The sequence below is a fragment of the Streptomyces sp. BF23-19 genome, assembly GCF_041106355.1.
GTDB lineage: Bacteria > Actinomycetota > Actinomycetes > Streptomycetales > Streptomycetaceae > Streptomyces > Streptomyces virginiae_A.
Genome location: NZ_JBGBPT010000006.1, coordinates 1 through 24,817 on the forward strand (window position 1 = coordinate 1; position 24,817 = coordinate 24,817).

Sequence of the window (24,817 nt, forward strand, 5' to 3'; positions counted from 1 at the left end):
CCGCCCCGGCGGCGACGGGCGCGGCTTCGGCCTCGGCGGCGACGGGCTCGGCTTCGGCTTCGGCGGTGACGGGCTCGGCTTCGGCTTCGGCGGTGACGGGCTCAGCTTCCGCTTCGGCGGTGACCGGCTCGGCCTCGGCCTCGACCTCGGGCTGCTCCGCCTCGGCGGTGACGGGCTCGGCTTCCGCTTCGGCCGTGACGGGATCGGCTTCCGCCTCGACGGCGGCAGGCTCCGCCTCCGCCTCAGGGGCGGCGGGCTCGGCCTCGGCCTCGACGGTGACCGGCTCGCCCTCGGGCTGCTCTGCCTCGGCGGTGACCGGCTCGGCTTCCGCTTCGGCGGTGACCGGCTCCGCCTCGGCGGCTACCGGCTCGGCTTCCACTTCGGCGGCGGCAGGCTCAGCCTCAGCCTCCGCCTCAGCGGCGGTCTCGGCCTCGGGCTCGTCCTGCGCCTGCGGCGCGTCCGCCTCGGGCTGCTGCTGCTGCTCCTCCGCAGCGGGGGTCGCGTCCGCCTCCGGCCCGGTGGCCTCGGCCTCGGCCTCGGCCTGCTCCGATGCAACGGCGAGCGGCTCTGCCTCAGGAGCGTCCTGCGCCTGCGGCGCGGTTGCTTCGGCGGCAGCCGGTTCGGCATCGGTCGGCGCGGGCTCCGCCGGGGGTGCGGGGGTTTCTCCGCCGGGCTTCGCCGCAGGCGCCCGGCGGGCTTCCGGGACCGTCGGGTCCGCCGCCGGGGCGGGGGCCGTCAGGACCGTGCCCGGTTCGCGGTCGCGCGGGGAGGACTGCGGCGGAACCGTGGGGTTGTCGAAGGACGCCGCCACCAGATCGGCGGCGACGTCCAGAGGGGCCCGTTCCGCCTGGTTCGGGACAGCGGCCGAAGGGGTGTCCGTAGTCTCCGGAACGGAGTCCGCGGACCGTCCGAATACCTTGCGCAACAAGCTCCGAATACCCATGGGCCAGGCCTTTCGCATGTGTGCGTGCGTCATTTGTCCGTGCTGCGCGGATGATCCCTGCCCAGAGTGGACACGTAAGGTTATCGGCCGCCCGGCTGGATCTTCGGCAGGGGCGCCTTTCGTGGCGTCCGGCTCCCAATCACCCGTACACGCTGAGTGAACTGCCGCTCCGACGTGCCGGGTTCACCGACCGTTCATCCCCGCGCCGCCGCTTCGGCGCAACCCGGGCCTACCGTCGCGGCTGGATCGTACCGACAGGTTGTCGGCGCCCACGCAGCTACTCGGAGGACATTCGTGCGCAAGCTTCTGCCGTTCATCGGCAACCCGCATGGGAGCGGCCGGTCCGCTCTCACTTGTCGTTACCGCTGTGGCGACGCCTGCTTCCACGAGGTGCCGAACACGAGCGACAACGAGTACGTCGGCGATGTCATAGCCCGCGCCTACTCCCGCCGCGCGATGCTGCGTTCCGCCGCCGTCGTGACGGTCGCCACCGCCGCCGGGTCCGCCGTCGCGTTCAGCGGTTCGGGGCAGACCGCCAACGCCACCCCCTCCGCCGATGCCGCCGCGGCCGGCGCGGGCAAGGGTGGCGAGGCCGCCCGTGGTCTGCGCTTCAAGGCCGTCGCGCCGAACACCGACGACAAGGTCACCGTCCCCGAGGGCCACGAGCAGAACCTGGTGATCCGCTGGGGCGACCCGATCGTCAAGGGTGCCCCGGGCTTCAACCCCGACAAGCAGACGGCCGCCGCGCAGGCCGGTCAGTTCGGTTACAACAACGACTTCCTGAGCCTTCTCCCGCTCGGCGGCGACTACGAGCGCCAGCAGCTGCTCGTGGCCAACCACGAGTACACGGACGAGAACCTCATGTTCAAGGCGTACGACGCGAACAACCCCACCCGTGAGCAGGTCGAGATCGCGTGGGCCGCGCACGGCCTGTCGGTGGTCGCCGTCCAGGAGGACCACCGCAGCGGCAAGCTGACCGCGATCAGCCGCCACCAGCTCAACCGTCGCCTGCACACGACGAGCGAGTTCCGCCTGACCGGCCCCGCCGCCGGCAGCGCGCTCCTGAAGACCTCCGTCGACCCCACCGGCACCAAGGTGCTCGGCACGCTCAACAACTGTGCCGGTGGCACCACCCCGTGGGGCACCACGCTGCACGGCGAGGAGAACTTCAACCAGTACTTCGCCAACGCCGGCCAGGTCACCGACCCCGCCCAGGCCGCCCGCCTGAAGCGCTACGGCATGACCACCGGCGCCACCGAGCGCAAGTGGGAGCGGTTCGACAAGCGCTTCGACGTGGCGCAGGAGCCCAACGAGTCGCACCGCTTCGGCTGGGTCGTCGAGCTGGACCCGTACGACCCGAACTCGGTCCCGCGCAAGCGCACCGCGCTCGGCCGTTTCAAGCACGAGGCCGCGCAGCCCCGCCTGACCGAGGACGGCCGTCCGGTCGTCTACATGGGCGACGATGAGCGCTTCGACTACTTCTACAAGTTCGTCTCGTCGAAGCAGATGAAGAAGGGCAATTCGCGCGCCGCGAAGGAGCACAACCTCACGCTGCTCGACGAGGGCACCCTCTACGTCGCCAAGCTCACCGGTGACTCCCCGGCCGCCGAGCTCGACGGCACCGGCAAGCTCCCCACCGACGGCGAGTTCGACGGCTCCGGCGTCTGGATCAAGCTGGCCACCGGCAACGTCTCGCACGTCGAGGGCATGACCGCCGAGGAGGTGTACGTCTTCACGCGCCTGGCCGCCGACAAGGTGGGCGCCACGAAGATGGACCGCCCCGAGGACGTCGAGCCCTCCCCGCGCACCGGTCGCGTCTACATCGCGCTGACCAACAACACCGACCGGGGCAAGCCGGGCAAGGAAGGCGCCACCGAGGCGAACCCGCGCAACCTGAACAAGCACGGCCAGATCCTGGAGCTCGCCGAGAACTTCGACGACCCGGCGGGTGACGGGTTCGCCTGGCGGCTCTTCCTGGTCGCCGGTGACCCGAACGACCCGGCCACCTACTTCGCGGGCTTCCCGAAGGACAAGGTCAGCCCGATCTCCTGCCCCGACAACGTGGCCTTCGACCCGCACGGCAACCTGTGGATCTCCACGGACGGCAACCAGCTCGGCTCCCACGACGGTCTGTTCGGTGTCGCGACGGCCGGCGACCGCCGCGGTGAGCTGAAGCAGTTCCTGACCGTTCCGCGCGGCGCCGAGACCTGTGGCCCGCTCATCCAGGACAAGCGCGTCCTGGTCTCCGTCCAGCACCCGGGCGAGATCGACGGCGCGTCCGTCGAGAAGCCGCAGTCGGTGTGGCCCGACGGCCCCGGCAAGATCGTCCGCCCGGCGGTCGTGTCCGTGTGGCGCAAGGACGGCCGCAACATCGGTGTCTGACCGGACCAGTTGACCCTGGTGCTGTGACCGGAAAGGTCCACCGGGTCACGGCGCCCAGCACGGCACCTCGCCGCGTTGTCGGACCACGGAAGTACGTCCGGTACGGCGCGCGGCTCTCCGCCTTGCGATGCACCGCACCGGACACCGCGACCCGGCAAACCTCTCCGGCCACAGCACCAGGGGTGTGTTTCACGTGAAACACACCCCTAGGGCATGCGGGTCGCTCAACCGGCACAATGCGCTCAATCCCCCTCCGGCGTCCTGCCGACGGGAAGCCGGAGCGTCGTCACCGCGCCCCCGTCGGGCGCGTTGGCGAAGCCCACCACGATCTCCAGCACGGCCGCCTGCCCCATCACGATCGTCAGCCCCAGGCCGTGACCGCGCCCGCGGCCCGGGTCCCCGGTACGGAACCGCTGCGGTCCCCGCTCGATCAGCTCGGGCGGGTAGCCGGGCCCGTGGTCGCGGACCACCACCACCGGCCCTTCCACGGTCACCTCGACCGGTGGCCTGCCGTGTTTGCCGGCGTTGACCAGCAGGTTGGCCAGGATCCGGTCGAGGCGCCGGCGGTCGGTGACCACCACCGTGTCCCGCACCACCCGTACCGAAGGAGCCGGTCCGGCATCCGGTGCTGCCCCGCTCCCCGCGGCGGCGGCCGCTGCGACCGCCCGCTCGACAGCCCGGCCCAGCTCCACCCGCGTGAGGTCGGCCCGTTCGACGCCCGAGTCCAGCCGGGAGATCTCCAGCAGGTCCTCGGTCAGCAGGTGCAGGGCCCGCAACCGGTTGTTGATCATCTCCTTGGGTCGGCCCTCGGGGAGCAGCGCCGCCGCGGCCAGCGAACCGGTGAGCGGGGTCCGCAGCTCGTGGGCGACGTCCGCCGTGAAGCGTTTCTCGGCCTCCAACCGGCCCTGGAGCGAGCTCGCCATCGAGTCCAGCGCGTGCGCCACGTCCCGTACCTCGTCGCGGGAGCCGCCCGGCCCCGGATCGTCCCCCTCGCCCGGGAGGTTCACCCGGGCGTCCAGGTCCCCGGCGGTGATCCGGCGGGCCACGGCGGCCGTGGTCGCGAGCCGCCGGCTGATCCGGTCGGCGAGGAAGAGGCCCGCCAGCGCCACCAGCCCGGCCGCGAGGATCGCGGAGGCGAGGATGGCGGTGTCGATGTCCCGCAGCCGGTCGCGGGTGCTCCCGAAGGGCAGCCAGACGGCGAGGGCCTTGTCGTCCGCGGGTCCGGCCGCCCACATGACGGGCTTCCCGCCCTGCACTCCGACGATGCTGCCGGTCTGTCCGCTCGCGACCAGCTCGCGCAGTCGCCGGGGGAGGTCGGGCGGGTCGAACACGGCGTTCACGTCGCCGTGCGCGGTGCCGTACTCGTAGTGGCCCAGGGCGTGGTCCAGCTCGGTGGCGGCGGCCTTGCGCACCTCCCCGACCATCTGCCGGGCGACCACGTTGTGCACCAGGATGCCGAGGGCCGCGGCGACCATGCAGCACACCATGGTGGTCGTCAGCGCGATCTTCCAGCGCAGGCTGCTCAGCGCGCGCATCGCGCCCCGTCCCCGCTCGCCGCGAACGGGGTGAGCCCCGGGCAGTCGTCGAGGGTGAGCTGGGACAGGTTCATGATCCCGGCCTTCGGGTCCCAGACGTAGTCGGAGACGGCCACGTAGGCGGGGTTCGTCGTGGGCTCGCGGACCGCCAGGTGCTCGGCGGCCACCTCGACGCCCTCCAGCACCCCGCGGCGGGACAGGATCCGCGCGATGTTCCCGTCGTCCTGGACTGTGTAGACGCGCAGCTCGCTGACCTGGCCGTCGATGTCCAGGGCGGTGATGAGCTCCTCCCGGCCGTTGCCCGTCAGGTCGTGCAGGACCGCGGGGCGCACCGGGCAGTCGGGGCCGCCGTCCACAGCCTGTGTGCAGAGCGCGAGCCGCTGGACGGCGCGCGGGTCGACGAGCCGGCCGGTCCCGCCGTCCTGCTCGGCGGCGGAGGTGACGTCGGCGCGGACGACGGACAGCGCGTCCACCCCGCGCATGCTCAGGTCCGTCACCTTGGGGAGCCCGGGGACCACGGCGGCTGTGCCCGGCTTCTGGTCCGGGGCGGGCGGGTCGGGGCGGATGCCCTTCCACAGGCTCTTGGGGGCGTGCACCGTGCCGAGGTCGCCGTCGTTCTGCAGTCCCTCCACATCGGCGCACCCCGCGAGGAGTACGGCGAGGACGATCACGGCGGGGACGCGGCGCATGCTCCGATGCTGCCCCGTCCGCTCCCGCCCGGCCCGGGAGACGACCCATTCGGGGGACGCCGGTCCCGGGCGGGCCCGCGGCGGGTCAGGACTCCGGCCGGGCGATGGCCAGGGCCGCCGCGATCTCCTGGTGGACGGGGGCCAGCACGCTGCTCCCCGCGCCCGCCGGCTCCGCGTCGTCGACCCGTACCGGGACGGTGCTGCTGCGCACCCGGTCGGCCAGGTCGTGGAGCCGACGGGCGATCGACTCGACCTCACCGGCGGGGGGCGGGGCCGCGCCGTGGTTGACCCGGACCCGCGCGGCGGTGGTCGCGTCCACGATCCGTTCGACGGCGACCACCAGCGGCCACCAGGCGGCGGCCCGCGGCCCGGTCGGCGGCGGCTCGGTCAGCGCCCGCTGGAACTCGCTGCGCACGCCCGACAGGTCCCGGTAGATGCGCCGCCGGGCCTGGAGGCGGGCGGTCCGGGCCGCGGCGAACGCGGCCTCGTCGGCGACCGGGGCGAAGGCCCGTTCCACGTAGCGGGCGGCGTCGTCCACGGTGTCGGCGAGCCGGTCCCCGATCCGGGTGTGCCAGCTCTCGGGCCACAGCAGGTACCCGAAGACGAGGGTGATGGCGCAGCCGATCAGGCTGTCCACCAGCCGGGGCCGGATCAGGTCGAAGCCCTGGTGGTTGAGCAGGTCCGAGAGGAGCAGGATCACCGGGGTGATCGCGGCGGTCTGGAAGGCGTACCCCTTGGCGGAGAAGGCGGGGATCAGCCCGGCGAGCACCACCATCACCGGGACGTCCCACCAGCCGCGCGGTACCTCGGAGAGCACGGCGGCCGCGATGACCAGCCCGCCCGCGGTGCCGAGCGCGCGCAGTACGGCCCGGGAGAACACCGAACCGAAGTCGGGCTTGAGGACGAAGGTGACGGTCAGCGCGACCCAGTAGGAGCGCTCGACCTCGATCACCGATACGAGGGACTGCGCGATCCCGATGCACAGCGCGAGCCGCAGCCCGTACCGCCAGGAGGCCCGGGACAGCATCACGTCGCGGACCGCGCGACGGGCCCGCACCCGCAACGCGGCGGGCCGGCCGAGGCGGTCGTCGACGTTGTTCAGGTCGGGTTCGGCGATGTGCACGATCTTCGCCGCGTGGCGCAGGGCCGCGTCGACGGCCCGTTCGGCCGGGGTGTGCGCGGCGGGCAGCTCCAGTACGGGGGCCACGGTGCGGCCCTCCTCGACGGCGTCGGCCAGCTCCCGTACGGCCGCCGGGATCTCGGGGGGCAGCGGCCGGCCGCGCAGGTGCGCGGCCGGCGCGGCCTCCACCAGCGGGATCACCACGTTGAGCTGGGCCAGCAGCCGTACCAGGGAGGGGCTGCGCCCGTGCACCCGGGCCCGGCGGCCGAGCACGAGGTCGTAGGCGTGGTTGATGGCCTGGGTGACCTCCTGACGGCGTTCCTCGTAGCGGGCGCCGGGGCCGCCGGCGGCCTCCAGGGCGTCGGCCAGGGCCCGGTAGGTGTCGGCCACGGCGGTGCGCTCCGGCTGCCGGCGGCGCAGCGGCCAGCCCAGCAGGGTCAGCGCGAGGACGAACAGCCCGCCCGCGGTCAGCAGCAGCGGGGCGGTCCACCAGGGCTCGGGCAGCGGCAGCCCGGCGCCGATCACGGCGTTGAGCAGGAGCAGCAGTCCGGACACGGAGGCGACCGTGCCGATGGAAGAGATCATCCCGGAGACGAGGGCGATGAGGGTGAGCGCTCCGACGGCCAGCCAGCCGTGCCCGTAGACCAAGGTGCCCAGCGCCACTCCGACGGCGCCGACGAGCTGGGGGACGGCGATGTTCAGGACGCGCATCCGGTAGGCGTCGGCGGTGTCGCCGAGGACTCCGGCCAGGGCGCCCATGGAGGCGAGCGCGCCGTATTCGGGCTCGTCGAGGGCGAAACCGACGGCGAGCGGGACGGACATCGCGATCGAGGCCCGGGTCACGGCGGCCCACGGGATCGGTACCGTGCTGGGCTTCAGCCCACCCAGCAGCCAGGAGGGCGGAGCCAGCGGAAGGTGCCGGGCTCTGCGCGACGATATGTGTTCGGTGCGTTCGGTGCTCATTCCCGCTTCCGTGCCCGCCGCTCGCGATTCGGTTCTTCTGGGATCTTCTGCATGCTTCTGTGCCTGTTGGTACCTTCCGAGCTTATGGGGTGCGGCGTAGTCGGCCCATCACCCATGCGGCGAGTACGGCGGCGAGCCCGATCGCCAGCACCACCCAGGAGGTGGTGCGCAGATACGCGGTGAGGGCGTCGTAGACCGCCCCGGCGGCGGGCCGGTCGATGTCGGCGGGCAGATCGTCCAGGGTGAGCCGGCGGCACACCTCCACCGTGAGCCACAGAAGTCCGGCCCCGACGGCCAGTCCCGTTCCGGTGGCCATGACGGCGCGCCGCCGGTGGACGGCGACGGCGATGGCCGCCGCGGCCAGGAGCACGGTCAGCACGGGGAGCCAGACGCCCGCGACTTCGAGCATGTGGAAACCCTTCCGGAGAGCGGCGAGGTTGTCGTACTCCATGACCTTCACGGTCAGATGCGTCACCGGGATGCGGTCGGCGAACGGCACCTCGTCGGCGACGAGGTCGCCCCTGACCTGGGCGATGACGGGCGCGAGGTCGATGGTGAGGGCGTCGCCGTGGCCGGTGGTGAGGGCGTCGAGGAACGCGGCGTGGGCGGCGCGGTTGGCCGCGTCCCAGGCGGTCCGGTAGGCGGAGGTGCCGGCGAAGGAGTGCAGGGCCTCGCCGAGCAGGGTGTCCAGGCCGATCTGGAAGGGGCCCGCGTCGATCTGTCCGGCCAGGGCGCGCGTGACCTGCGTGACGACGACCTCCTGCACCTTCGGGTTCTCGGCGAGGGGGGACATGGCGGCGGTGTACCGGTCGGCGTCGCCCAGCTCGCGGTCGGCCCAGTACGCGACGGCGCTCGCGGGCACCAGAAGGGCCACGAGCACGATGAGTACCGTCGACAGGATGGTGCGCACGTCACCAGGGAATGCGGCCGCGGGGCCGGGCGCGAGCGGTGTTGCTGCGGGCGGGTGGTGGGCCGTCCGCGGGCGTGGCATCCTTGCGCCGATAATCCTGGACATCTAATATCCAGAATATGAAGATGAGCGAGGGCGTCGAGTGGGCGCTGCACAGCTGCGTCAACCTGGCCTGGAGCGGTCCGGACCGGGCCGTGTCGGCCGCGCGTCTCGCCGCGTGGCACGACCTGCCGGCGGCCTACCTCAACAAGCAGCTCCAGGCGCTGGCCCGGGCGGGCATCGTCACCTCCACCCCCGGCCCCCGGGGCGGCTTCCGGCTGGCCCGCCCGCTCGACGCCATCTCGCTCATGGACGTGGTCGCCGCCGTCGAGGGGCCCGAGGAGGCCTTCCGGTGCACGGAGATCCGGCAGCAGGGTCCCGGCGCCGGCGAACCGGCGGACTCCGCCCCGGAGAGGGACGCCGCCGACTGCGCCATCGCGCACGCCATGACCCGGGCCGAACTGGCCTGGCGCAGGGCACTGGCGGCCCAGAACCTCGACGAGATCCGGCAGCAGGCCGAACGGCAGGCCCCCGAGGCCCCCGAGCGGCTGCGCGCCTGGCTCGCCGCGCGGTAGCCGCACCACGGCGCACCACGGCACGGCGCACCGCACCGCACGTACGGACACGGAAACGGAAACGGAAACGGACCAAGGGAGCTCGGCATGACGCGCAGCATCATCAACCCGGCAGGACTCCACACCCCGACCGGCTACGGCTACAGCCACATCGTCTCCGCCCCCGGCGAGCAGGTGTTCATAGCCGGCCAGTACGGCTCCGACGAGCACGGCCACGTCGTCTCCGAGGACTTCGCCGACCAGGTCGAGCGGGCCTTCGCCAACCTCCGTACCGCCCTCGCGGCCGTCGGCCTCGGTCCCTCCGACGTGGTCCGCATCGGCACCTACATCGTCGGCCACGACCAGCGGAAGCTGGAGATCCTGCTCGAGCGGCTGCACGCCACCTGGGGGACCGAGCTGCCCGCCCAGACCCTGATCGGCGTCGCCGCGCTCGCCCTGCCCGACATGCTCTTCGAGATCGACGCGGTGGCCGTGCGCACGCCCTGACCACTGATCCACTTGCCGGTCGGGGGCGGCGGGTGTGCCCTGGATGATGGGAGAGAGGAGCCCGTCATGGCACATGCGGCACCCACCGCCCTCGGGCGGCGCCGGCAGAGCGCGAGCAAGACCCACCTGCACAAGAGCGCGTTCGTGGGGCCTGTGCTCCTGGGACTCGTCTACGGATTCTGGGCCGCCTTCATCGAGCGCCAGGCGGGTCCGGTGACCACGGCCAACGTCTTCTACGGGATCCTGTGCGGCGTGATCTTCGCAGGGATCATGTTCGGCCTGGCCAGGGTCGGGCCCCGGATGATGCGCGAGGTCCACGCCGCCGCCTACGGAGCCTTCGGCGGCATCGCGGTGGGCTATCTGCACAGCCTCACCGACCAGTCGATCCTCAAGTCCGTGGTGGTGGGCCTCGCCGTCGCCGCGGGTGTCGGTGCCGCGGCGTTCTACCGCTACTACACGCACGAGGACTGAGCCGGTCGCACGGCCGGGACGGACAGGAGCGCCGGTACCCCCGGCGCTCCTGGCGCGCGCGTGCGCGCGGTTCCTACGCGGCCGAATCCGCGGGGGCGGTCCGCTGCGGTTCGCTCTCGGCTTCGACGGACGTGGCCGTCGCTGTGGCTGTAGCGGTGGCCGTGGTCTTCGCCGACGAGGCCGACGAGGCCGACGCGGCCGGCTCGGTCTGCCGGACCGGCGGGGAGAACCGGGTGACCTCGGCGCGGAGCATGGCGTTCAGTGCGGCGTACGGGTCGATGGGCATGGCGGAACCTCACGGTGCTCAGGGGGGTGTGGGGGCTGCGTCCGGACCTCGGTCCGCTCAGCAGCGCAGCACCACACTCCGCACCGTCCGCCGGGACAGGGCCGGTTCGGCCGCCTCCGCGGCAGGCGAGCATGCCGGGGCGGCCGGGTGTTCCACGTGAAACACCGCGAGCGGTGCCCGCCGTACGCCGGGCAGTCCGCGCGTGATCGTCCGTACGGCCGCCCGTGCCTCGGGATCGGGGGCCGGGGCCGGATCGGACGGGCCCTCGCCGGGCTCGGGGGACTCGGCGGGGGCGCCCGGCGCGGCAGGCACGGCGGGCGCGGCGGAGGCGGGGCGGAACTCGGCGGCCGCGGCGCCGCCCGGCCCGGCCCCGAAGACGCACAGCAGCACGACACAGACCACGGTCAGGGCCCTGGCCGGTGCCGAACGCGCGTGGTGCCTCCCGCTCATGCGAGGGGTGTGCCCCGCCACGCCGGGAGACTCCCGGACGGACACCGAGAAGCCCCCGACCGGGGGACGAAGACACCCCCCACGGCTGACAGAACGCCCCGGACCGGTGGGTTCAGCGGGTGCGGCGCTGCCCGGTCAGCCGGGCCAGCACGGCGGTCTCGCCGCCGACCAGCCGCAGTTGGGCCCGGCCGGGCGGGCCCTCGTGGCCGGAGGACCTGCCGGGTGAGATCCGTACGACGGTGAACACGGCGGTACGGCTGTCCGCGCGGGGGATCTCGATGGTCCGGCCCCGACGCAACTTGCCGAGGCGAAGTCCTTCCACGGTCACCACCGCGGTCCCGGCCGCACCGGGCGCCGGCCCCCCGGTGTCCCAGGCGATCTCCTCCCGGTCGCCGTTCAGCGGTACGTCCACGCCCAGGCTCGGGATCCGCAACCGCAGCGGCCGCGCGGCCCGCAGAGGCCCGCTGACCTCCCGCAGCGGCCCGGGGGCGGTCCTCGGCGACCGGGCCCCCGTGCCGGGGGTGTGCTCGCCGGACTGCTCCAGCTCCCGTACCAGACGGCGGTGGCCGGACAGCCCCAACGCCCGCGAGGGCAGCGCGTCGTCGGTGGTCACGGCCGTGGGTCGGGCCCCCTCGGTCCGTTGCAACACCGCGATACCGGTGGACAACAGAACCACCGTCAGCGCGGCGACGGCCCACTTGGCGCGGGGCATGGGATTCCCTCCTGTCCGGCTCGGGCGGCCGGGGTCATGTGAGCAGTGGACACTTCCTCTGCCCATCGGCACCCCGTGCAACACGGTGGACTGACATCGCGTCACGGGCGTGTCGTCGCCCGATCGGTGAGTCTTCGCAGTTCGCGAAGGGTCCACCCGCCGGATCCCCGCCGTGGCTCCCATGCGCCCGAACGGGTGAGAGTCCGACCTAGCCGCACATGACGACGGCGGCCGTGCCCGCACCCATCAGCGCGCCGGCCAGATGCATGGCCGGGTGGCCGTAGTCGCCGTACCAGAGGTGGCGGGCCAGGCCGCCGAGCGCGGCCAGCGCGGCGATGATCCCGATCTGACCGAAGAGCGTGACGGCGCAGCAAGGGGCCAGGAGCAGCAGGAACGAGTTGAGCCAGAACGGGGCGGCGCCCGTCCAGCCCCGCCATTCCCTGATCGCCGTCGCCATGTACTACCGGCCCCCTCGTGCTCAACTGGTCGGCTGCACAGCCTCCTTGGGTGCGCGGGCGGGCACAAGGGCTCGTTCGGCTAGAAAACCGAAAGCCAGGCCGAAAGTAGTCCACAGTGCCGTCTGGATGGCCAGGGACACGAGGCGGAACTCCCAGATCAGCGCTGCCGGGAAGCCCGCCGGGACCTCGTTGGTGCCGGGCAGCAGGGCGTATGCGAGGCCGATGGCCAGGACGAAGGCCGCGCCGGCGACGATCGACGCGTTCCAGTTGCCGAGCCTCGGCGCGAGCCGCCGGCCCAGGATCAGCGCGCCGGCCGCCAGCAGCACGCTCAGGGCGATCATGAGGAGGTAGAGGGCGGTCCGGCGGGCGGCGGTCCCGGGGTCGCCCACGGCGGGGGGATTGGCGGGGTACTTGAAGAACGGCACCAGCGTCACGGTGACGTACAGGGCCCCGGTGACCAGGGCGGCCGTGGCCCGCGGGCCGAAGCGGCCGATGCGGCCCAGGGCGAAGCAGTAGACCAGCGCGGCGATGCCGCCGAGCGCGACCGCGTAGAGCAGGACGCCGGTGCCGAGTCCGGCCGTGGCCTGGAGGGCCCGGCTGACGGGCGCGTCCTCGCCGTGGTCGTGACCGGCCGCGGCGGCTTCTTCGATGGCGATCGCCGCGTCCACCTTGGACTCACCGAGGAGGTAGGCGACGAGGAAGGCGGCCACGCCGGCCAGCAGGCCGGCGAGCATGCCGCGGATGAGCAGGGTGCGGGGGGAGACCCCACCCGGAGAAGTGGAAGTCATGGTTCGTCTGTTCCCTTGCTGAGACGTCGGTCGGTGGCAGGGGAATCAGTGGCAGGGGAAACCGAGCAGGTGGCGGCCGTCGTGCAGCCACTCGTGGACGGTCTCCCCTTCGAAGACCGAGGTGGCGCCCTGCTCGGCGCCGACGAAGTACAGCAGGACGAGCATGAGGATGCCGACGAACACGGCCCATGGGGCCAGCGCGGAGAGTGAGATGGGGGCGATGACGGGTGAGTTCGTCGTGGGCACGGCGGAGTGGGCCATGGCAGAACCTCCAGAGGGAACACGCGTCCCGGTCAGTGGTGCTCGCTACGACGGTGGCGGGTCTGACTTTCCTCCCCCTCGAGGAGGTTTCACAGTGGCGCGACCGTGCCGGATTCTCACCGTGCTTCCGTCGTTCCGTCGTAAGTCAATTGAACCATTTGTGACCGTACCGCGCTTACGCTCACCTTATGAAGACCCCGTTGGTACGAGTTCGACTGGTCAGCTTCCCTCTGGACGCAGCCGCCCGTCAGGGCCGCTTCGGTCACGCGCGGCCGTGCCCCGGTCACGAGGGGCTGCGCGGACCGGCCACGGGTGAGTGGGCAGGGCAGACCCTGGACGAGGTGGTGGGCCGGGATCCGGCCGCGGTGCACGCCTGGCTGACGGATCCGGCGTACGCGCCACCGGGCGGGGAGTCCGTGGACGCGTTGATCGCCCGCGTCGGGGCGGAGCTGGCGGGCCTGGCCGAGGGTACGCACCGGGTGGTGGTCGAGCAGGCCGTCGTGCGGGCGGCCGTGGTGCACGCCCTGGAGCTGCCCGCGGCGGCCTTCTGGCGGCTCGACGTCCGGCCGGAATCGGTGACCACCCTCACCGGGCGGGCGGGGCGCTGGAACCTCCTGGTCGGGCAGCCGCAGGACGGGCAGCCGACGGTCGGGCAGCCGCAAGGCGGGCAGCCGTAGCCGTAGCCGCGGTAGGTGAAACCATTCGGCCCGGACCCCGCGACGCGGTCCGGGCCGAACTGACGCCGACAGGTGCGTTACGCGACGATCCAGTCGGACGTCGCGATCACCGGCTGCACGCCGTCACGGTGGATGGTGCCCTCGATCAGGCCGTACATGCGGTCGGCCGCGAAGTAGACCTCGTTGTCGTTCTTGAGGCCGAAGGGCTCCAGGTCGACGAGGAAGTGGTGCTTGTTGGGGAGGTTGAGGCGCACCTCGTTGACCTTGGGGCAGTTGTCGAGCACGCGCTCGGCCATCTGGTTCAGGGTCTGCTGCAGCGAGTACGAGTACGTCTCCGCGAAGGCTTCCAGCATGTTCTTGCGGACCTTCTTGTACGCCTGGTCCCAGTCGTGACCGGCGTCGTCGGCGGCCAGCGCCGAGTGCGCCCAGCGCGCGGTGACCTTGGTCGCCAGGATGCGGTCGTACGCCTCCTGCAGGGTCGTGTACTTGTCCTTGATGTAGCCGTGGAACTCGGAGTTCGTCGAGTTCATCACCGTCAGGTCCTTCAGACCCGAGATGACCTGCAGGCCGGTCGTCTCGCTGTAGGTGATCTGCGCGGTGCGCACCTCCTGGCCCTTGCGGACGAAGGAGTGCTGCTCCTTGCGCGTGGGGACCGGAATCCGGTCCCACACGTACTCCTCGATGCGGATCTGGGCCTCGCGGATCGGCTGCTGCGAGGAGACGAAGTGCTTGGCGAGCAGGATGCCGAAGGCCTCGGGGGAGTCGATGCCGTGCTCCTTGCCGAAGGCGTACACCGTGTTCTTGGTGGTGTCGGTCGGCAGGCAGTTGGCGTTGTCGCCGGTGAGGTGGACATCGCGGAATTCACCGCGGAGCGCGACCGAGACGTTGAGGTCGCGGATCTCGTGCCAGGAACCGTCGCCGCCCTTGCGGGTGACCTTCACGATGCGGTTCTCGGCCTTGCCGTACTGGTTCTGGGCCAGGACGTGCTTGCTCATGCTGTCTTCCTTCGGGTACTCGGGAACACGGAGTCCGGTCGTCTGGATCCCGTACGCCCGGCGTCCAGCGCCCGCCCGAATCAAGGACGTCCCGCTCCCCGCCGTTCGGCCCCTCGGCGAGGGACCGCCCCGGGCCTGACGTGCATCCCGGTTCGTAGGTGCTTGGCCTGTTGTGTGTCATACGGCCTGCACGGATTGCAGCATGTGTACGAGGGGTTGATCCCCGTACAAATCCTCCGAACACCAGCACCCACGCCTTGGGCGACCCCACAGAACCGCAGGTCAGACGGTGTGTGCGTCCGCCACGGAGAGGGCCTCGTCGAGGATCCGCAGCCCCTTGGCCACGTCGTCCGCCGAGATGTTGCACGGCGGTGCGATGTGGATGCGGTTGCCGGCGATCAGCGGCCAGAGCCCGCCCTTCTTGCAGGCGGCCCCGAACTCGGCCATCGGGGCGTTCTCCGCACCGGAGGCGTTGTACGGGACCAGCGGCTCCCGGGTCTCCTTGCTCCGTACGAGCTCCAGGGCCCAGAAGGTGCCGAGCCCGCGGACCTCGCCGACCGAGGGGTGCCGCTCGGCGAGCGCGCGCAGGCCGGGGCCCAGCAGGTCGGCGCCGGTGCGGGCGGACTGCTCGACGATGCCCTCCTCCTCCATGACGCCGATCGTCGCCACGGCGGCCGCGCAGGCCAGCACGTGCCCGGAGTACGTGAGCCCGCCCGGGTAGGGCCGGCGGGCGAAGGTCTCGGCGATGGCGGCCGAGATGGCGACCCCGCCGAGCGGGAGGTATCCGCTGGTCACGCCCTTGGCGAAGCAGATCAGGTCGGGGGTCACGTCCCAGTGCTCGGAGGCGAACCACTTACCGGTGCGCCCGAAGCCGACCATGATCTCGTCGAGGACGAAGACGATGCCGAAGCGGTCGCACAGCGCGCGGACGCCGGCCAGGTAGCCGTCCGGGTGCACGAGCACGCCCGGGGCGCCGCCGACGGTCTCCAGGATGATCGCGGCGATGGACTGCGGCCCCTCGAAGACGATGGTGTCCTCCAGGTGGCGCAGGGCCCGCTCGCACTCCTCGGCCTCGGTCGCCGCGTAGAAGGGCGAGCGGTAGGCGAACGGTCCCCAGAAGTGCACGACGCCGGCGGTCGCGGAGTCGTTGCCGAAGCGGCGGGCGTCGCCGGTCAGGTTGATCGCGGTGGAGGTGGCGCCGTGGTACGAGCGGTACGCGGACAGCACCTTGGGCCGGCCGGTGTGCAGCCGGGCCATGCGGACGGCGTTCTCCACGGCCTCGGCCCCGGCGTTGGTGAAGAAGATCTTGTCGAGGTCGCCGGGGGTGCGCTCGGCGATCAGCCGGGCCGCCTCGGAGCGCACGTCGACGGCGAAGCCGGGCGCGACGGTGCACAGCTTGGCCGCCTGCTCCTGGATGGCCGCGGTGACCTTCGGGTGCTGGTAGCCGATGTTCGTGTAGACGAGGGCGCTGGAGAAGTCGAGGAAGCGGTTGCCCTGGTAGTCCCAGAAGTACGAGCCCTCCGCGCCGGCCACGGCGAGCGGGTCGATGAGCTCCTGCGCCGACCAGGAGTGGAAGACGTGCTTCCGGTCAGCGTCTTTCACGGCGGCGAGGGCGGCGGCTTCTGCGTTCATGAAACGAGCGTAGTTGTCCGCGATGTGGACGGGCCGGGGGTCGTCCCGTCGGCACCCGCCGGCCCGCCCGGTCACGCACCCCGCCGGCCCGCCCCGCCGGCCCGCCCCTCCTGGCCGCGCCGGGTCAGGCCAGGGCCTCGCCGTACAGCCGGAACAGCCGGGGTCCCGTGGCGGGAGCGGCGGCCCCCAGCCGGGCCCAGGCCTCCGACGCCGCCGCCCGGGCCGTCGCGCCCGGCCACGGCTGCGGCAGCAGCTCCGGCGGGAGCAGCGGATCGGGGAGCATCGCGGCCGAGAAGGCCGCGGCCAGGGCCACGGCGTGCGCCAGCCCGGCGGGCAACCCGGGCTCGGCGGGCCGCTCCGCGAGCGCGCGGAGCTCGCCGTACCGCTCCGCGATCTCCGGCAGCGGCCAGAGCCGTTCCGCCAGGGCCCGCGGGTCGCAGGTCCCGCCCACCGCGAGGTCCCGGGTGCTCAGGCAGGTCAGTGCCTCCGAGAGGTCCAGATCCGCCGCGTGGGCCCGCACGTACGGGCCGATCGCGTTCGGCGTGACGTACAGCCCGCCCTGGACCGGCGCCGCCCCCAGCCCGGTCAGCGCGTCCCGCAGGGAGTCCCGAGCGGCCCGCGCGGATTCCGGTACGGCGAAGGCGAAGGCGTGCCAGAGCCCGTCCCACGGCTCCAGCCCCCGGTCCTGCCGGTAGGCGTGCCGGACGAACTCCACCTCCGGTACGAGGGCCGGCCCGGCCCCCGGCTCCGCCCCCGCCAGGCGCAGCACCGCCCGCCGGCCGCGCCCCTCCACCATGAACCGGCCCTCGGTCACCAGCCGCTTCACGCACAGCCGCACCTGCTGGTCGGTCATCCCGAGCAGCGCGGCGACCTCGTACAGCTCTTCGCCCGCGACCGTCCCGTCCTCCCGGACCAGCGCGTGCACCACCATCCGCGTGGGGATCGCGCTCATCGTGCGGCCACCTCCTTGTGCATCGTCGTCACGCCCCCGAATCCCAGCACGTCCCGCAGCCAGGGCGTGCGCCGCACCTGGACCGCCCGGAACCCGTGCCGCTCGTACAGCTCCCGGGCCCGCGGGTTCTCCGCGACCACGTCGAGCCGGATCCGCCGGCACCGCTGCTCCACGGCGATCGCCTCGATCTCCCGCAGCAGCAGCCCGCCGATGCCCCGGCTCCGCTCGGCGGGGTCCACGGCGATGCCGTCCATGACCAGCTCGCCGCGGGCCGGGGTGCGCTCCAGCAGGGCCAGCAGGAACACCCGGTACAGGCCCCGGACACGCCCGTACGTGGCCAGGACCGCGGCCGCGTCGCCGCCGACCAGGCCGCGCCCGGCCAGCTGGTAGCCCGCCACGCCGACCACCCGGCCGCCCGAGCCGTCCCCGCCGCCGGACAGCGCGGTGACGGCCCGGTCCGCGTGCAGGTGCCCGGCGATGAACCGGCGCCCGGCCTCCGGGGGTCCGAGCGCGCGGCCCAGCTTTCCCCCGAAGGCCTCCCAGTACAGCTCGGCGACGCGCGCGGCGGCCCCCTCGGGCAGCCCGCGCCGTACCTCCACGCTCTCCGTCGTCATACGCACAAGCCTAGTACGTTCATTGGCGATACGATCGTTTTTGATGTGAGCGAATAAATGAACGAGTGAACGAGTGAGCGAGTGAACGAGCCGAGGAACCCGGAGCCGCAGATGACCGAGACCCGCACCTCCCGCACCTCCCGCACCTCCCGCACCTCCCGCACGTCCCGCGCACTCCGCAGGGCGCTCCTGACCGTCCTCCTCCTGGCCCTCACCACCGCCCTGCTCCTCACCGGAGTCGTCCTGTGGCAGCACGACTACGGCCTCCACGAGGAGCGCGTCACCGTACCCGCCGCAGGCCATGACCTCCCCGGCGTGCTCGCCACCCCCACCGGCCAGGGCCGCGGACCCTTTCCGCTCGTCGTCCTCGTGCACGGCGACGGCGAGGTCGACGCCACCCACGACGGCTTCTACCGCCCCTACTGGGAGGCCTTCGCCCGCGCCGGATACGCCTCGCTCTCCCTCGACAAGCCCGCCGACTGGCTCGGCCAGACCATGGACGACCGGGCCCGCGAGACCGTCGACGCCCTCACCTGGGCGGCCCGCACCCGGCCCGAGATCGACCCCGCCCGCATCGGCCTGTGGGGCGCCAGCCAGGCCGGTTGGGTCATGCCCAAGGTGGTGGCGCGAGCTCCCGCCCCCGGGGTGCGCTTCGTCATCGCGGTCGGCACCGCCGTGAACTGGGAGCGCCAGGGGGAGTACAACCTGCGCGCCGAACTGCGCGCGGCCGGGGCCGACGCCGAGCGCACGGCGGCCGCCCTACGCACCCGGGAGGCCACCTTGGCGCTGCTGCGGCGCGGGGCGACGTACGAGGAGTACCGGGCGAGTCCGGGCGCCGACCGGGAACTCACCGCGGAGCGCTGGACGTTCATCAGCCGCAACCACACCGCGGACGTGACCGCGGACCTGCGGGCGATGCCGCCCGTGCCGGTGCTGTTGATCTCCGGCGCCGACGACCTGAACGTGGACGGCGCCGAGACCGAGGCGCTCCACCGGAGCGTCCTCGCGCCCGGCACCCTCACGGTCCACCGTTATCCGGGAGCGACCCACGCCCTGCTGCGCACCGAGGTCGAGCGCTCCTCCTGGCGGTTGACCCTGACGGCCGTGTTCGCCCCGCGTGCGCTCTTCCCGCCCGGGCTGCTCGTCGACCAGCAGCGCTTCCTGGAGGAACTCAGCCGCCCAGCGTGAGCCGGGCCAGTTCCCGCACGGCCGCCGGGCCCGAGGTGTCGACCTCGTACTCGTACTGCTCGTGCGCGTACTCCTCGTACCCGTCGTGGCCGAGCGCGGCGCGCGCCGCGGCCTCCACCCGGCCGCGTCGGGGCGCGAGTGGTCCGGCCCGCAGGTTGGTCGGTGGCGACGGCGAGGGCGTCGGCGCGTCGGGGGCGCCGGCCGGTGGGGTGTCCTGCCGGATGCCGTCGACGAGGAGCTCGGAGGCGACCACCCGCCCCGGTTCGAGGGCCGGCAGGATCGGCAGCGCCCGCAGGCGGGTCCCCCGACTCCGATGCCGCTTCCGTCCTCGTCCCGTACGTCCAGGGCCCCCGGCATCGAGATCCGCATGGCGACATTGTGCGGGGAGGCTCGGCGGTATTGCCATTCCGTTGTTCGGGACCGGTTCGTCGGGGACGGCGCCCGCGGGTGAATTGCGGGCGGCCGTCCTCGGTCGTGTCGGGCCGGTGGGTTATTTGTCGGAGTAGCTGAAGTCCCCGACGGTCCAGGCACTGACGTCCTTGACCGCGATCCGGTACATTCCGCCGGTTTCCGGGATGCCCAGGGTGCCCTGGAGGATGCGTGCCACGTGGAAATGAAGGTGCGAGGGTGCCTCGGCCTGCTGTCTGTCGCCGCGTCCGGGAGAGCTGAAGATCTCGGCGAACGGGGCCAGCTGGTCGGAGTCCCGCAGGACCTCGGCCACCCGCTGACGCCAGACGCTCTCGGGGGCGAGGCGGCCTGTGATGACGGCGCCGTGGACCACGACGGTCAGGGACATCTGATTGGTCTGCTCCGACTCGACCTTGGTGGCGAGATCGAGGAGCAGGTCGTCAGGGATCGACATGGGCACGGACTCTAGCAAGCGTGCTCGGTCACCGGCCGGGCTTCCGGGGAGTGGCCTGTTCGGCGCGCTCCGGGACATGCGGACGGCCGAGGCCCGCACCCCAGGGTGCGAGCCTCGGCCGCGTCTGCGCGCCGACGTAGGCGTCGGCGTGGACCTCGGACGTCAGGCGTCAGGCGGGAACGATGTTCTCGGCCTGCGGGCCCTTCTGGCCCTGCGTGACGTCGAAGGTGACCTTCTGGCCTTCCTGAAGCTCACGGAAGCCGGAAGAGGCGATGTTCGAGTAGTGGGCGAAGACGTCGGCGCCGCCACCCTCCTGCTCGATGAAGCCGAAGCCCTTTTCCGCGTTGAACCACTTCACGGTGCCAGATGCCATATGAATTCTCCTTTGGGGCAGTGCCCGGTTCCGCACTGTGCGGGACCGGTGTCGCCGTGATGATTGCCCCGACCGGAACGAGTAGATTTCACTGCATGCACCGGAAATAAAAAGTGCGCCCACCGAAAATCCGGTGAGAGCACTTGTAAGTTTTTTGGGAACCACAACTGCAACGAACGTCACCGTAGCACAGTGGGTGTCGGCGGCCAGGGAAATCTCGGCGCGCCCCACTTTTGATTCCGTGCCCTGCGGCGGAAATTCGAACCAGAAAATCGTATGAATGGCGGGGCGTTTTTCGTGGAACGTGTCCCGCCCGGGCGCCGGGACGGGGCGACTCCGGTGCGATGCCCGTGTGGCGCAGATCACGGGAATGTTCGGACGGCCCGTGCCCTCCTCCCTCCTGAGAGCCCGTCAAGAAGGAGGAGGCCCGATGAGCACCGCAGCGGGTACGCAGGGGCGGGCCGACCTGGCCCGCCTGATGCGGAGCCGGTTCGTGGTCGGCGGCATGGCGGCCGTGGCGGAGCGGGACGGCACCCGAATCGCCTTCTTCGGCGGCCTGCGCCTGCCGGGCATCCGGCTGGCCGAACCGGTGCTGCGCCCGCTGATGGCCCCGTTGGGTGCCAGGGCGCTGGGCCGGCTCACCGATCAGCTGGAGGGGCCCGGAGGGTGATGGCGAGACCGCGCTCCTGGCGGGGCGGGCTCGGTTACCGTCGCTCGGGTACCCGCCGACCGGCGCGGGACCGGGGCCCGTCGCCCCGAAATCCGTAGAGCAGGGAGTGCCCCGTGCCCCACGCAGTCGTCGACTACTCGGACTCGCTGACCGGTGCCTTCGACCGGCGGGCGTTCGCGCTCGAACTGCACGCGCTGGTGGTCGAGATCCTCGACACCGCGGTCGGCAACTGCAAGACGCGCTTCCACCGGTTGGAGGAGTCCGTGGTCGGGGAGGGCACCGACGCCCGGGCGGTGGTCGTCCACGTCGAGCTGGCCATCGCCCGTGGCCGCACGGCGCAGACCAAGTCGCGTCTGACCCGTGCGGTGCTGGAGCTGGTGGAGCGCCACACGGCGAAGGCCGCCGGCCTGGAGATCCACGCCTCGGTGGACGTACGGGACCTGGGCGAGGCCTACACCAAGAGCATGACGACCCCCTGATCCGCCCTGAGGCTCCCGGCCACAGCACTAGCCGCCGATGCGCAGCAGGGCGAGCGTGATGTTGTCGGGGCCGCCGGCGTCGATGGCGGCCCGCCACAGCTCGAACGCGGCCCGGCCGTCGTCGTGCACCCGCAGCAGCCCCTCGATCTCCTCGGTCGGCACCGGGTCGGTCAGCCCGTCGCTGCACACCAGGTAGCGGTCGCCCTCGGACACCGGGAAGGCTTCGATGTGGGGGGTGATCTCGTTGTACCCGCGGGTGCCGCCGAGGACTTGGGTGACCGCCGAGGTGGTGCGGTGCCCGGGGGCCGGCGGCGGGCTGTCGTCCACACTGACCTGGCGCAGCCCGTCCTGCCCGGCGTGGAACACCTTGCTGTCGCCGACGTTGAACATCAGCAGCGAGTCCGCCAGGACGAGGGCGCCCGCGACCGTGGTCCCCATGGTGGCCAGCTCCGGCCGCCCCTCGGTGGCCGAGTACACGGCGCGATTGCACATGTCCAGCGCGTCACCGACGGCCTCCGGGCTGTCCAGCGTGGACCCGATCGAGGAGAGCTGGCGCACCACGAGCTCGCTGGCGACCTCGCCGGCCGGCTGGCCGCCGAGGCCGTCGGCGACCGCGACGACGAGCGGTCGGCCGAAGGGGAAGACCAGGGTCTGCGGATTCTGGGTCACGGTCCCGCACAGGGTCCACGGTCCGATGACCAGGCTGTCCTCGTTGTGCTCGCGCACCAGCCCGACATGACTCAGGGCGGTCACAGCTATGTACGGCACCTCGACGTCCCGCCTCTCGGCCATGGCCGTGGCCACGGCTCCGGCAACAGCAACAGCGACGGCAGCGCGACGGCACTCGCGTCCGTCCTCACCATTGTCGCGCCGCTCCGGCATGCGGGCGGCGGCGCGCCGGAGCACCCTGGTCGTGGAGCCGCCTGTTCTCCGACCGGTGGCCCTGCGAGGAAGGACTGCCGCAGATGTTCGCGAGGCTGAGCACCTACCAGGGATCACCGGTCCCCGCGGAGGGAGACGTGAGCGCGAATTCGGAGGCGATTGTCAGGCAGGTCCAGGACGTTCCCGGATTCCGGGGTGTCTACTACCTCGTCGACCGGGCCACGGGCGTGGCCAAAACGCTGACCTTGTGGGACGACGAACGGACGATGCTGGACAGCGAGGAAGAGGCTGCCCGGATCCGCGAGCGGACAGCGCAGCGGGAGGGCCAGCGGATCGTCTCGGTCGAACGCTTCGAGGTCGGCTTCAGCCACCTGCAGCCGTAGCACGACAGCACGACGCAGCGTGGAACGACGTGACGCACGAGGAGCGATGGCCATGGGCAAGCTCTCGATCGACCAGTTGCGAGAACGGGTACGCGGCGCGGTCGTCACCCCGGACGACGAGTCCTACGACGAGGCGCGCAAGGTCCACAACGCCATGATCGACCGGAGGCCGGCGGCCGTCGTGCACTGTGCCAACGCGGGGGACGTCATGGCCACGGTCGACTTCGCCCGCGAGAACGGGCTCGACCTGGCGGTGCGGGGCGGCGGACACAGCGTGCCCGGCTTCGGCACCTGCGACGGCGGCGTGGTGGCCGACCTGTCCGGGATGCGCGGGGTCCGCGTCGACGCCGCGGGGCGCACGGCCCGCGCGGAGGGCGGGGCGACCTGGGGCGACTTCAACGCCGCCACGTACGCCTTCGGGCTGGCCGCGACCGGCGGGATCATCTCCACCACGGGCGTCGGCGGCCTCACCCTCGGCGGTGGCATCGGCTACCTGGCCCGCGGACTGGGCCTGAGCTGCGACAACCTGATCTCGGCCGATGTGGTGACCGCGGACGGCCGGCTGGTCGTGGCGAGCGAGGACGAGAACGCCGACCTCTTCTGGGCCTTGCGCGGCGGCGGCGGCAACTTCGGTGCGGTGACCTCGTTCGAGTTCCGGCTGAGCCCCGTCAAGGACATCTACGGCGGACCGATGCTCTTCGAGCTGGCGGACGCTCCCACCGTGCTGCGCTCCTTCGCCGACCTCATCGCCGACGCGCCGGAGGAACTCGGCGGTTTCCCGGCCTTCCAGATAGCCCCGCCGCTCCCGTTCATCCCGGCGGACCGGCACGGTGACACCTTCGCGCTGATCGTGGCGTGCTGGACCGGGCCGCTCGACGAGGGGGAGCGCGCCCTCCAGGCCTTCCACGACTTCGCGCCGGTGGTCGCCGAGCACGTCGGCCCGATGCCCTACCCGGCGCTCAACAGCGCCTTCGACGCGCTCGTACCGCCCGGCCTCCAGCACTACTGGAAGGCCAATTTCGTGACCGAGCTGACCGACGACGTGATCGACGCGCACCTGCGGCACGCGCCGGGCCTGCCCGCCGTGAACTCGACGGTCCACATCTACCCGATCAACGGCGCCTGCCACCGCGTCGCACCGGACGCGACGGCCTTCGCCTACCGGGACGCCTCGTTCGCCACGGTGATCGCCGGGATGTGGCCCGACCCCGCCGACAACGAGACCGCCACGGCCTGGGTGCGCGACTACTACGACGCCACCGCCGCGCACTCGGAGGAGGGCGGCTACATCAACTTCATGGCCGATGACGACCAGGACCGGATCCGGACCAACTACAAGGGCAACTACGACCGCTTGGTCGCGGTCAAGCGCGTCTACGACCCGGAGAACCTGTTCCACCTGAACCAGAACATCCGCCCCTAGGGGGCTCCGTGGCGTAGCGGTGCGGATGCGGACTGTTCCTTTATCTGCATATTTTGGGCGGGTGTACCGGAAGATCCCGTACAGCCGGTTCGTCAGATCGAGGAAGGTCCCCATGAAGCGTTTCCCGGTGATCGGTGTGCTCTGCGTCGGCGCGTTTCTCGGTCTCTCCGCCTGCTCCGACGACAGCTCGCCCGCGGAGGAGGCCAGCCAGGCCGCCGCAGACCTGTGCACCGACCTGAACGCGCTCAAGGCCGACAACGCCAAGCTGAAGGCGCTGAACCCCGCCAACGCGACCAAGGACCAGGTCAAGGACGCCTATGAGGCCGTCCAGAAGGACTGGGAGGGCGTCAAGGAGAACGCCACCCAGCTGAAGGACGCGGAGCGCGAAGCGGTCAAGTCGGCCGCCGAGGACCTCAAGAAGAGCTACCAGGACCTGCCCGGCGACACGACCGGCAAGGATGCGCGCACCCAGCTGCAGCCGCAGATCGAGAGCCTGGACGCGGCCGCCACGGCCGCCGCCACCGGCCTCCGCTGCTGACCGGTCGACTGCCCCCAGCGCCCTCGCGCCACGGCGGTCTCGGCGCGCGAGAGCCGGCAGCCGTCGACGATCGAGGCATGG

General features: G+C 72.1%; 29 protein-coding genes and 1 pseudogene. 11 read left to right on the forward strand and 19 right to left on the reverse strand.

All coding sequences use genetic code 11. The features are described 5' to 3' along the window. Window positions 1–976, reverse strand: a pseudogene (locus AB8A24_RS05195) (hypothetical protein); the annotation flags it as partial. Between the two features lie 261 nt (window positions 977–1,237). Between AB8A24_RS05195 and AB8A24_RS05200 the strand changes: the two are divergent. Continuing rightward, window positions 1,238–3,325 (forward strand): PhoX family phosphatase, encoded by a 2,088-nt coding sequence (locus AB8A24_RS05200; protein WP_328962441.1) that lies wholly within the window; start codon window positions 1,238–1,240, stop codon window positions 3,323–3,325. A 242-nt stretch (window positions 3,326–3,567) separates the two neighbouring features. On the opposite strand, the gene AB8A24_RS05205 is transcribed toward AB8A24_RS05200, so the two are convergent. The 4 genes from AB8A24_RS05205 to AB8A24_RS05220 all read right to left on the reverse strand — a co-directional run bounded on the left by AB8A24_RS05205 (window position 3,568) and on the right by AB8A24_RS05220 (window position 8,542). After that, on the reverse strand, window positions 3,568–4,860 hold the full coding sequence (locus AB8A24_RS05205; RefSeq protein ID WP_369474914.1) for a sensor histidine kinase: 1,293 nt from the start codon (window positions 4,858–4,860) through the stop codon (window positions 3,568–3,570). After that, complete coding sequence (locus tag AB8A24_RS05210) at window positions 4,848–5,549, reverse strand: hypothetical protein (RefSeq protein ID WP_328962439.1); 702 nt, start codon at window positions 5,547–5,549, stop codon at window positions 4,848–4,850. Before AB8A24_RS05210 ends, AB8A24_RS05205 begins: the two co-directional genes overlap by 13 nt. 85 nt (window positions 5,550–5,634) lie before the next feature. Beyond that, the gene (locus AB8A24_RS05215; RefSeq protein ID WP_369474916.1) at window positions 5,635–7,632 is read right to left on the reverse strand and encodes an FUSC family protein; all 1,998 of its coding nucleotides are present in this window, start codon (window positions 7,630–7,632) and stop codon (window positions 5,635–5,637) included. 82 nt (window positions 7,633–7,714) lie between these two features. After that, window positions 7,715–8,542, reverse strand: coding sequence for a hypothetical protein (locus AB8A24_RS05220; RefSeq protein WP_328962437.1), 828 nt, complete (start codon window positions 8,540–8,542; stop codon window positions 7,715–7,717). A gap of 125 nt (window positions 8,543–8,667) precedes the next feature. On the opposite strand from AB8A24_RS05220, the gene AB8A24_RS05225 reads away from it, so the two are divergent. The 3 genes from AB8A24_RS05225 to AB8A24_RS05235 all read left to right on the forward strand — a co-directional run bounded on the left by AB8A24_RS05225 (window position 8,668) and on the right by AB8A24_RS05235 (window position 10,113). After that, window positions 8,668–9,156: an Rrf2 family transcriptional regulator gene (locus AB8A24_RS05225; protein WP_328962436.1), complete on the forward strand. Its 489-nt coding sequence runs from the start codon at window positions 8,668–8,670 to the stop codon at window positions 9,154–9,156. An 87-nt stretch (window positions 9,157–9,243) separates the two neighbouring features. Beyond that, entirely contained in the window at window positions 9,244–9,642 is a 399-nt protein-coding gene (locus AB8A24_RS05230; RefSeq protein ID WP_328962435.1) for a RidA family protein, read from the forward strand. Window positions 9,643–9,708: 66 nt separating this feature from the next. Next, entirely contained in the window at window positions 9,709–10,113 is a 405-nt protein-coding gene (locus AB8A24_RS05235; protein WP_266382781.1) for a hypothetical protein, read from the forward strand. Window positions 10,114–10,186: 73 nt separating this feature from the next. Here AB8A24_RS05235 and AB8A24_RS05240 read toward each other — a convergent pair whose 3' ends face one another. From AB8A24_RS05240 to AB8A24_RS05265, 6 genes are all read right to left on the reverse strand, one after another. Then, window positions 10,187–10,399, reverse strand: a complete 213-nt coding sequence (locus tag AB8A24_RS05240) for a hypothetical protein (RefSeq protein ID WP_328962434.1) — start codon at window positions 10,397–10,399, stop codon at window positions 10,187–10,189. Between the two features lie 57 nt (window positions 10,400–10,456). Next, a complete protein-coding gene (locus AB8A24_RS05245; protein ID WP_369474918.1) occupies window positions 10,457–10,849 on the reverse strand; it encodes a hypothetical protein in 393 nt (130 codons plus the stop codon). Window positions 10,850–10,961: 112 nt separating this feature from the next. After that, on the reverse strand, window positions 10,962–11,561 hold the full coding sequence (locus AB8A24_RS05250; RefSeq protein ID WP_328962432.1) for a class F sortase: 600 nt from the start codon (window positions 11,559–11,561) through the stop codon (window positions 10,962–10,964). Between the two features lie 208 nt (window positions 11,562–11,769). Continuing rightward, window positions 11,770–12,018 carry a hypothetical protein gene (locus tag AB8A24_RS05255; RefSeq protein ID WP_030714370.1) on the reverse strand — a complete coding sequence of 83 codons (249 nt, stop codon included), beginning with the start codon at window positions 12,016–12,018 and terminating at the stop codon, window positions 11,770–11,772. A gap of 21 nt (window positions 12,019–12,039) precedes the next feature. Beyond that, the gene (locus AB8A24_RS05260) at window positions 12,040–12,807 is read right to left on the reverse strand and encodes a CbtA family protein (protein ID WP_369474920.1); all 768 of its coding nucleotides are present in this window, start codon (window positions 12,805–12,807) and stop codon (window positions 12,040–12,042) included. 45 nt (window positions 12,808–12,852) lie between these two features. Continuing rightward, the gene (locus AB8A24_RS05265) at window positions 12,853–13,068 is read right to left on the reverse strand and encodes a CbtB domain-containing protein (protein ID WP_328962430.1); all 216 of its coding nucleotides are present in this window, start codon (window positions 13,066–13,068) and stop codon (window positions 12,853–12,855) included. A gap of 188 nt (window positions 13,069–13,256) precedes the next feature. On the opposite strand from AB8A24_RS05265, the gene AB8A24_RS05270 reads away from it, so the two are divergent. Further along, entirely contained in the window at window positions 13,257–13,745 is a 489-nt protein-coding gene (locus tag AB8A24_RS05270) for a histidine phosphatase family protein (protein WP_328962429.1), read from the forward strand. 77 nt (window positions 13,746–13,822) lie between these two features. On the opposite strand, the gene pucL is transcribed toward AB8A24_RS05270, so the two are convergent. The 4 genes from pucL to AB8A24_RS05290 form a co-directional block, all read right to left on the reverse strand. Continuing rightward, window positions 13,823–14,740, reverse strand: a complete 918-nt coding sequence (pucL, locus tag AB8A24_RS05275; protein ID WP_328962428.1) for a factor-independent urate hydroxylase — start codon at window positions 14,738–14,740, stop codon at window positions 13,823–13,825. Window positions 14,741–15,022: 282 nt separating this feature from the next. Next, window positions 15,023–16,372: an aspartate aminotransferase family protein gene (locus tag AB8A24_RS05280; RefSeq protein ID WP_328962427.1), complete on the reverse strand. Its 1,350-nt coding sequence runs from the start codon at window positions 16,370–16,372 to the stop codon at window positions 15,023–15,025. A 124-nt stretch (window positions 16,373–16,496) separates the two neighbouring features. Next, on the reverse strand, window positions 16,497–17,324 hold the full coding sequence (locus AB8A24_RS05285; protein ID WP_369474922.1) for a PaaX family transcriptional regulator C-terminal domain-containing protein: 828 nt from the start codon (window positions 17,322–17,324) through the stop codon (window positions 16,497–16,499). Continuing rightward, window positions 17,321–17,938, reverse strand: coding sequence for a GNAT family N-acetyltransferase (locus tag AB8A24_RS05290; protein WP_369474924.1), 618 nt, complete (start codon window positions 17,936–17,938; stop codon window positions 17,321–17,323). The genes AB8A24_RS05285 and AB8A24_RS05290 overlap by 4 nt, the downstream gene beginning before the upstream one ends. A gap of 111 nt (window positions 17,939–18,049) precedes the next feature. Between AB8A24_RS05290 and AB8A24_RS05295 the strand changes: the two genes are divergently transcribed. Continuing rightward, window positions 18,050–19,126, forward strand: a complete 1,077-nt coding sequence (locus AB8A24_RS05295; RefSeq protein ID WP_369474926.1) for an alpha/beta hydrolase family protein — start codon at window positions 18,050–18,052, stop codon at window positions 19,124–19,126. Here AB8A24_RS05295 and AB8A24_RS05300 read toward each other — a convergent pair. From AB8A24_RS05300 to AB8A24_RS05310, 3 genes are all read right to left on the reverse strand, one after another. Beyond that, window positions 19,110–19,379, reverse strand: a complete 270-nt coding sequence (locus tag AB8A24_RS05300; RefSeq protein WP_369474927.1) for a hypothetical protein — start codon at window positions 19,377–19,379, stop codon at window positions 19,110–19,112. The two genes, AB8A24_RS05295 and AB8A24_RS05300, sit on opposite strands and share 17 nt — an antisense overlap. Before the next feature lie 237 nt (window positions 19,380–19,616). Continuing rightward, window positions 19,617–19,988, reverse strand: a complete 372-nt coding sequence (locus AB8A24_RS05305; protein ID WP_266382744.1) for a hypothetical protein — start codon at window positions 19,986–19,988, stop codon at window positions 19,617–19,619. 169 nt (window positions 19,989–20,157) lie between these two features. After that, window positions 20,158–20,361, reverse strand: a complete 204-nt coding sequence (locus AB8A24_RS05310; protein WP_030011983.1) for a cold-shock protein — start codon at window positions 20,359–20,361, stop codon at window positions 20,158–20,160. A 430-nt stretch (window positions 20,362–20,791) separates the two neighbouring features. Here AB8A24_RS05310 and AB8A24_RS05315 point away from each other — a divergent pair, with 430 nt between their 5' ends. Continuing rightward, window positions 20,792–21,031 (forward strand): hypothetical protein, encoded by a 240-nt coding sequence (locus AB8A24_RS05315; protein WP_328962424.1) that lies wholly within the window; start codon window positions 20,792–20,794, stop codon window positions 21,029–21,031. Between the two features lie 113 nt (window positions 21,032–21,144). Beyond that, entirely contained in the window at window positions 21,145–21,510 is a 366-nt protein-coding gene (locus AB8A24_RS05320) for a 5-carboxymethyl-2-hydroxymuconate Delta-isomerase (RefSeq protein ID WP_266382733.1), read from the forward strand. A 27-nt stretch (window positions 21,511–21,537) separates the two neighbouring features. Here the strand turns inward: AB8A24_RS05320 and AB8A24_RS05325 are convergent, their stop codons facing one another. After that, window positions 21,538–22,278 carry a PP2C family serine/threonine-protein phosphatase gene (locus AB8A24_RS05325; protein WP_369475021.1) on the reverse strand — a complete coding sequence of 247 codons (741 nt, stop codon included), beginning with the start codon at window positions 22,276–22,278 and terminating at the stop codon, window positions 21,538–21,540. A gap of 251 nt (window positions 22,279–22,529) precedes the next feature. Here AB8A24_RS05325 and AB8A24_RS05330 point away from each other — a divergent pair, with 251 nt between their 5' ends. The 3 genes from AB8A24_RS05330 (at window position 22,530) to AB8A24_RS05340 (ending at window position 24,736) form a co-directional block, all read left to right on the forward strand. Beyond that, on the forward strand, window positions 22,530–22,775 hold the full coding sequence (locus AB8A24_RS05330) for a hypothetical protein (RefSeq protein ID WP_244290627.1): 246 nt from the start codon (window positions 22,530–22,532) through the stop codon (window positions 22,773–22,775). Between the two features lie 52 nt (window positions 22,776–22,827). Next, entirely contained in the window at window positions 22,828–24,198 is a 1,371-nt protein-coding gene (locus AB8A24_RS05335) for an FAD-binding oxidoreductase (protein ID WP_328962423.1), read from the forward strand. Window positions 24,199–24,310: 112 nt separating this feature from the next. After that, the gene (locus AB8A24_RS05340; RefSeq protein WP_328962422.1) at window positions 24,311–24,736 is read left to right on the forward strand and encodes a hypothetical protein; all 426 of its coding nucleotides are present in this window, start codon (window positions 24,311–24,313) and stop codon (window positions 24,734–24,736) included. The last annotated feature ends 81 nt before the right edge of the window (window positions 24,737–24,817 follow it).

Coding starts and splice junctions, on each gene's coding strand:
- AB8A24_RS05205 (WP_369474914.1), bottom strand. CDS start 4,860: ATGCGCGCGCTGAGCAGCCTGCGCTGGAAGATCGCGCTGACGACCACC.
- AB8A24_RS05210 (WP_328962439.1), bottom strand. CDS start 5,549: ATGCGCCGCGTCCCCGCCGTGATCGTCCTCGCCGTACTCCTCGCGGGG.
- AB8A24_RS05215 (WP_369474916.1), bottom strand. CDS start 7,632: ATGAGCACCGAACGCACCGAACACATATCGTCGCGCAGAGCCCGGCAC.
- AB8A24_RS05225 (WP_328962436.1), top strand. CDS start 8,668: ATGAGCGAGGGCGTCGAGTGGGCGCTGCACAGCTGCGTCAACCTGGCC.
- AB8A24_RS05230 (WP_328962435.1), top strand. CDS start 9,244: ATGACGCGCAGCATCATCAACCCGGCAGGACTCCACACCCCGACCGGC.
- AB8A24_RS05235 (WP_266382781.1), top strand. CDS start 9,709: ATGGCACATGCGGCACCCACCGCCCTCGGGCGGCGCCGGCAGAGCGCG.
- AB8A24_RS05240 (WP_328962434.1), bottom strand. CDS start 10,399: ATGCCCATCGACCCGTACGCCGCACTGAACGCCATGCTCCGCGCCGAG.
- AB8A24_RS05245 (WP_369474918.1), bottom strand. CDS start 10,849: ATGAGCGGGAGGCACCACGCGCGTTCGGCACCGGCCAGGGCCCTGACC.
- AB8A24_RS05250 (WP_328962432.1), bottom strand. CDS start 11,561: ATGCCCCGCGCCAAGTGGGCCGTCGCCGCGCTGACGGTGGTTCTGTTG.
- AB8A24_RS05255 (WP_030714370.1), bottom strand. CDS start 12,018: ATGGCGACGGCGATCAGGGAATGGCGGGGCTGGACGGGCGCCGCCCCG.
- AB8A24_RS05260 (WP_369474920.1), bottom strand. CDS start 12,807: ATGACTTCCACTTCTCCGGGTGGGGTCTCCCCCCGCACCCTGCTCATC.
- AB8A24_RS05265 (WP_328962430.1), bottom strand. CDS start 13,068: ATGGCCCACTCCGCCGTGCCCACGACGAACTCACCCGTCATCGCCCCC.
- AB8A24_RS05270 (WP_328962429.1), top strand. CDS start 13,257: ATGAAGACCCCGTTGGTACGAGTTCGACTGGTCAGCTTCCCTCTGGAC.
- pucL (WP_328962428.1), bottom strand. CDS start 14,740: ATGAGCAAGCACGTCCTGGCCCAGAACCAGTACGGCAAGGCCGAGAAC.
- AB8A24_RS05280 (WP_328962427.1), bottom strand. CDS start 16,372: ATGAACGCAGAAGCCGCCGCCCTCGCCGCCGTGAAAGACGCTGACCGG.
- AB8A24_RS05285 (WP_369474922.1), bottom strand. CDS start 17,324: ATGAGCGCGATCCCCACGCGGATGGTGGTGCACGCGCTGGTCCGGGAG.
- AB8A24_RS05290 (WP_369474924.1), bottom strand. CDS start 17,938: ATGACGACGGAGAGCGTGGAGGTACGGCGCGGGCTGCCCGAGGGGGCC.
- AB8A24_RS05295 (WP_369474926.1), top strand. CDS start 18,050: ATGACCGAGACCCGCACCTCCCGCACCTCCCGCACCTCCCGCACCTCC.
- AB8A24_RS05305 (WP_266382744.1), bottom strand. CDS start 19,988: ATGTCGATCCCTGACGACCTGCTCCTCGATCTCGCCACCAAGGTCGAG.
- AB8A24_RS05310 (WP_030011983.1), bottom strand. CDS start 20,361: ATGGCATCTGGCACCGTGAAGTGGTTCAACGCGGAAAAGGGCTTCGGC.
- AB8A24_RS05315 (WP_328962424.1), top strand. CDS start 20,792: ATGAGCACCGCAGCGGGTACGCAGGGGCGGGCCGACCTGGCCCGCCTG.
- AB8A24_RS05335 (WP_328962423.1), top strand. CDS start 22,828: ATGGGCAAGCTCTCGATCGACCAGTTGCGAGAACGGGTACGCGGCGCG.
- AB8A24_RS05340 (WP_328962422.1), top strand. CDS start 24,311: ATGAAGCGTTTCCCGGTGATCGGTGTGCTCTGCGTCGGCGCGTTTCTC.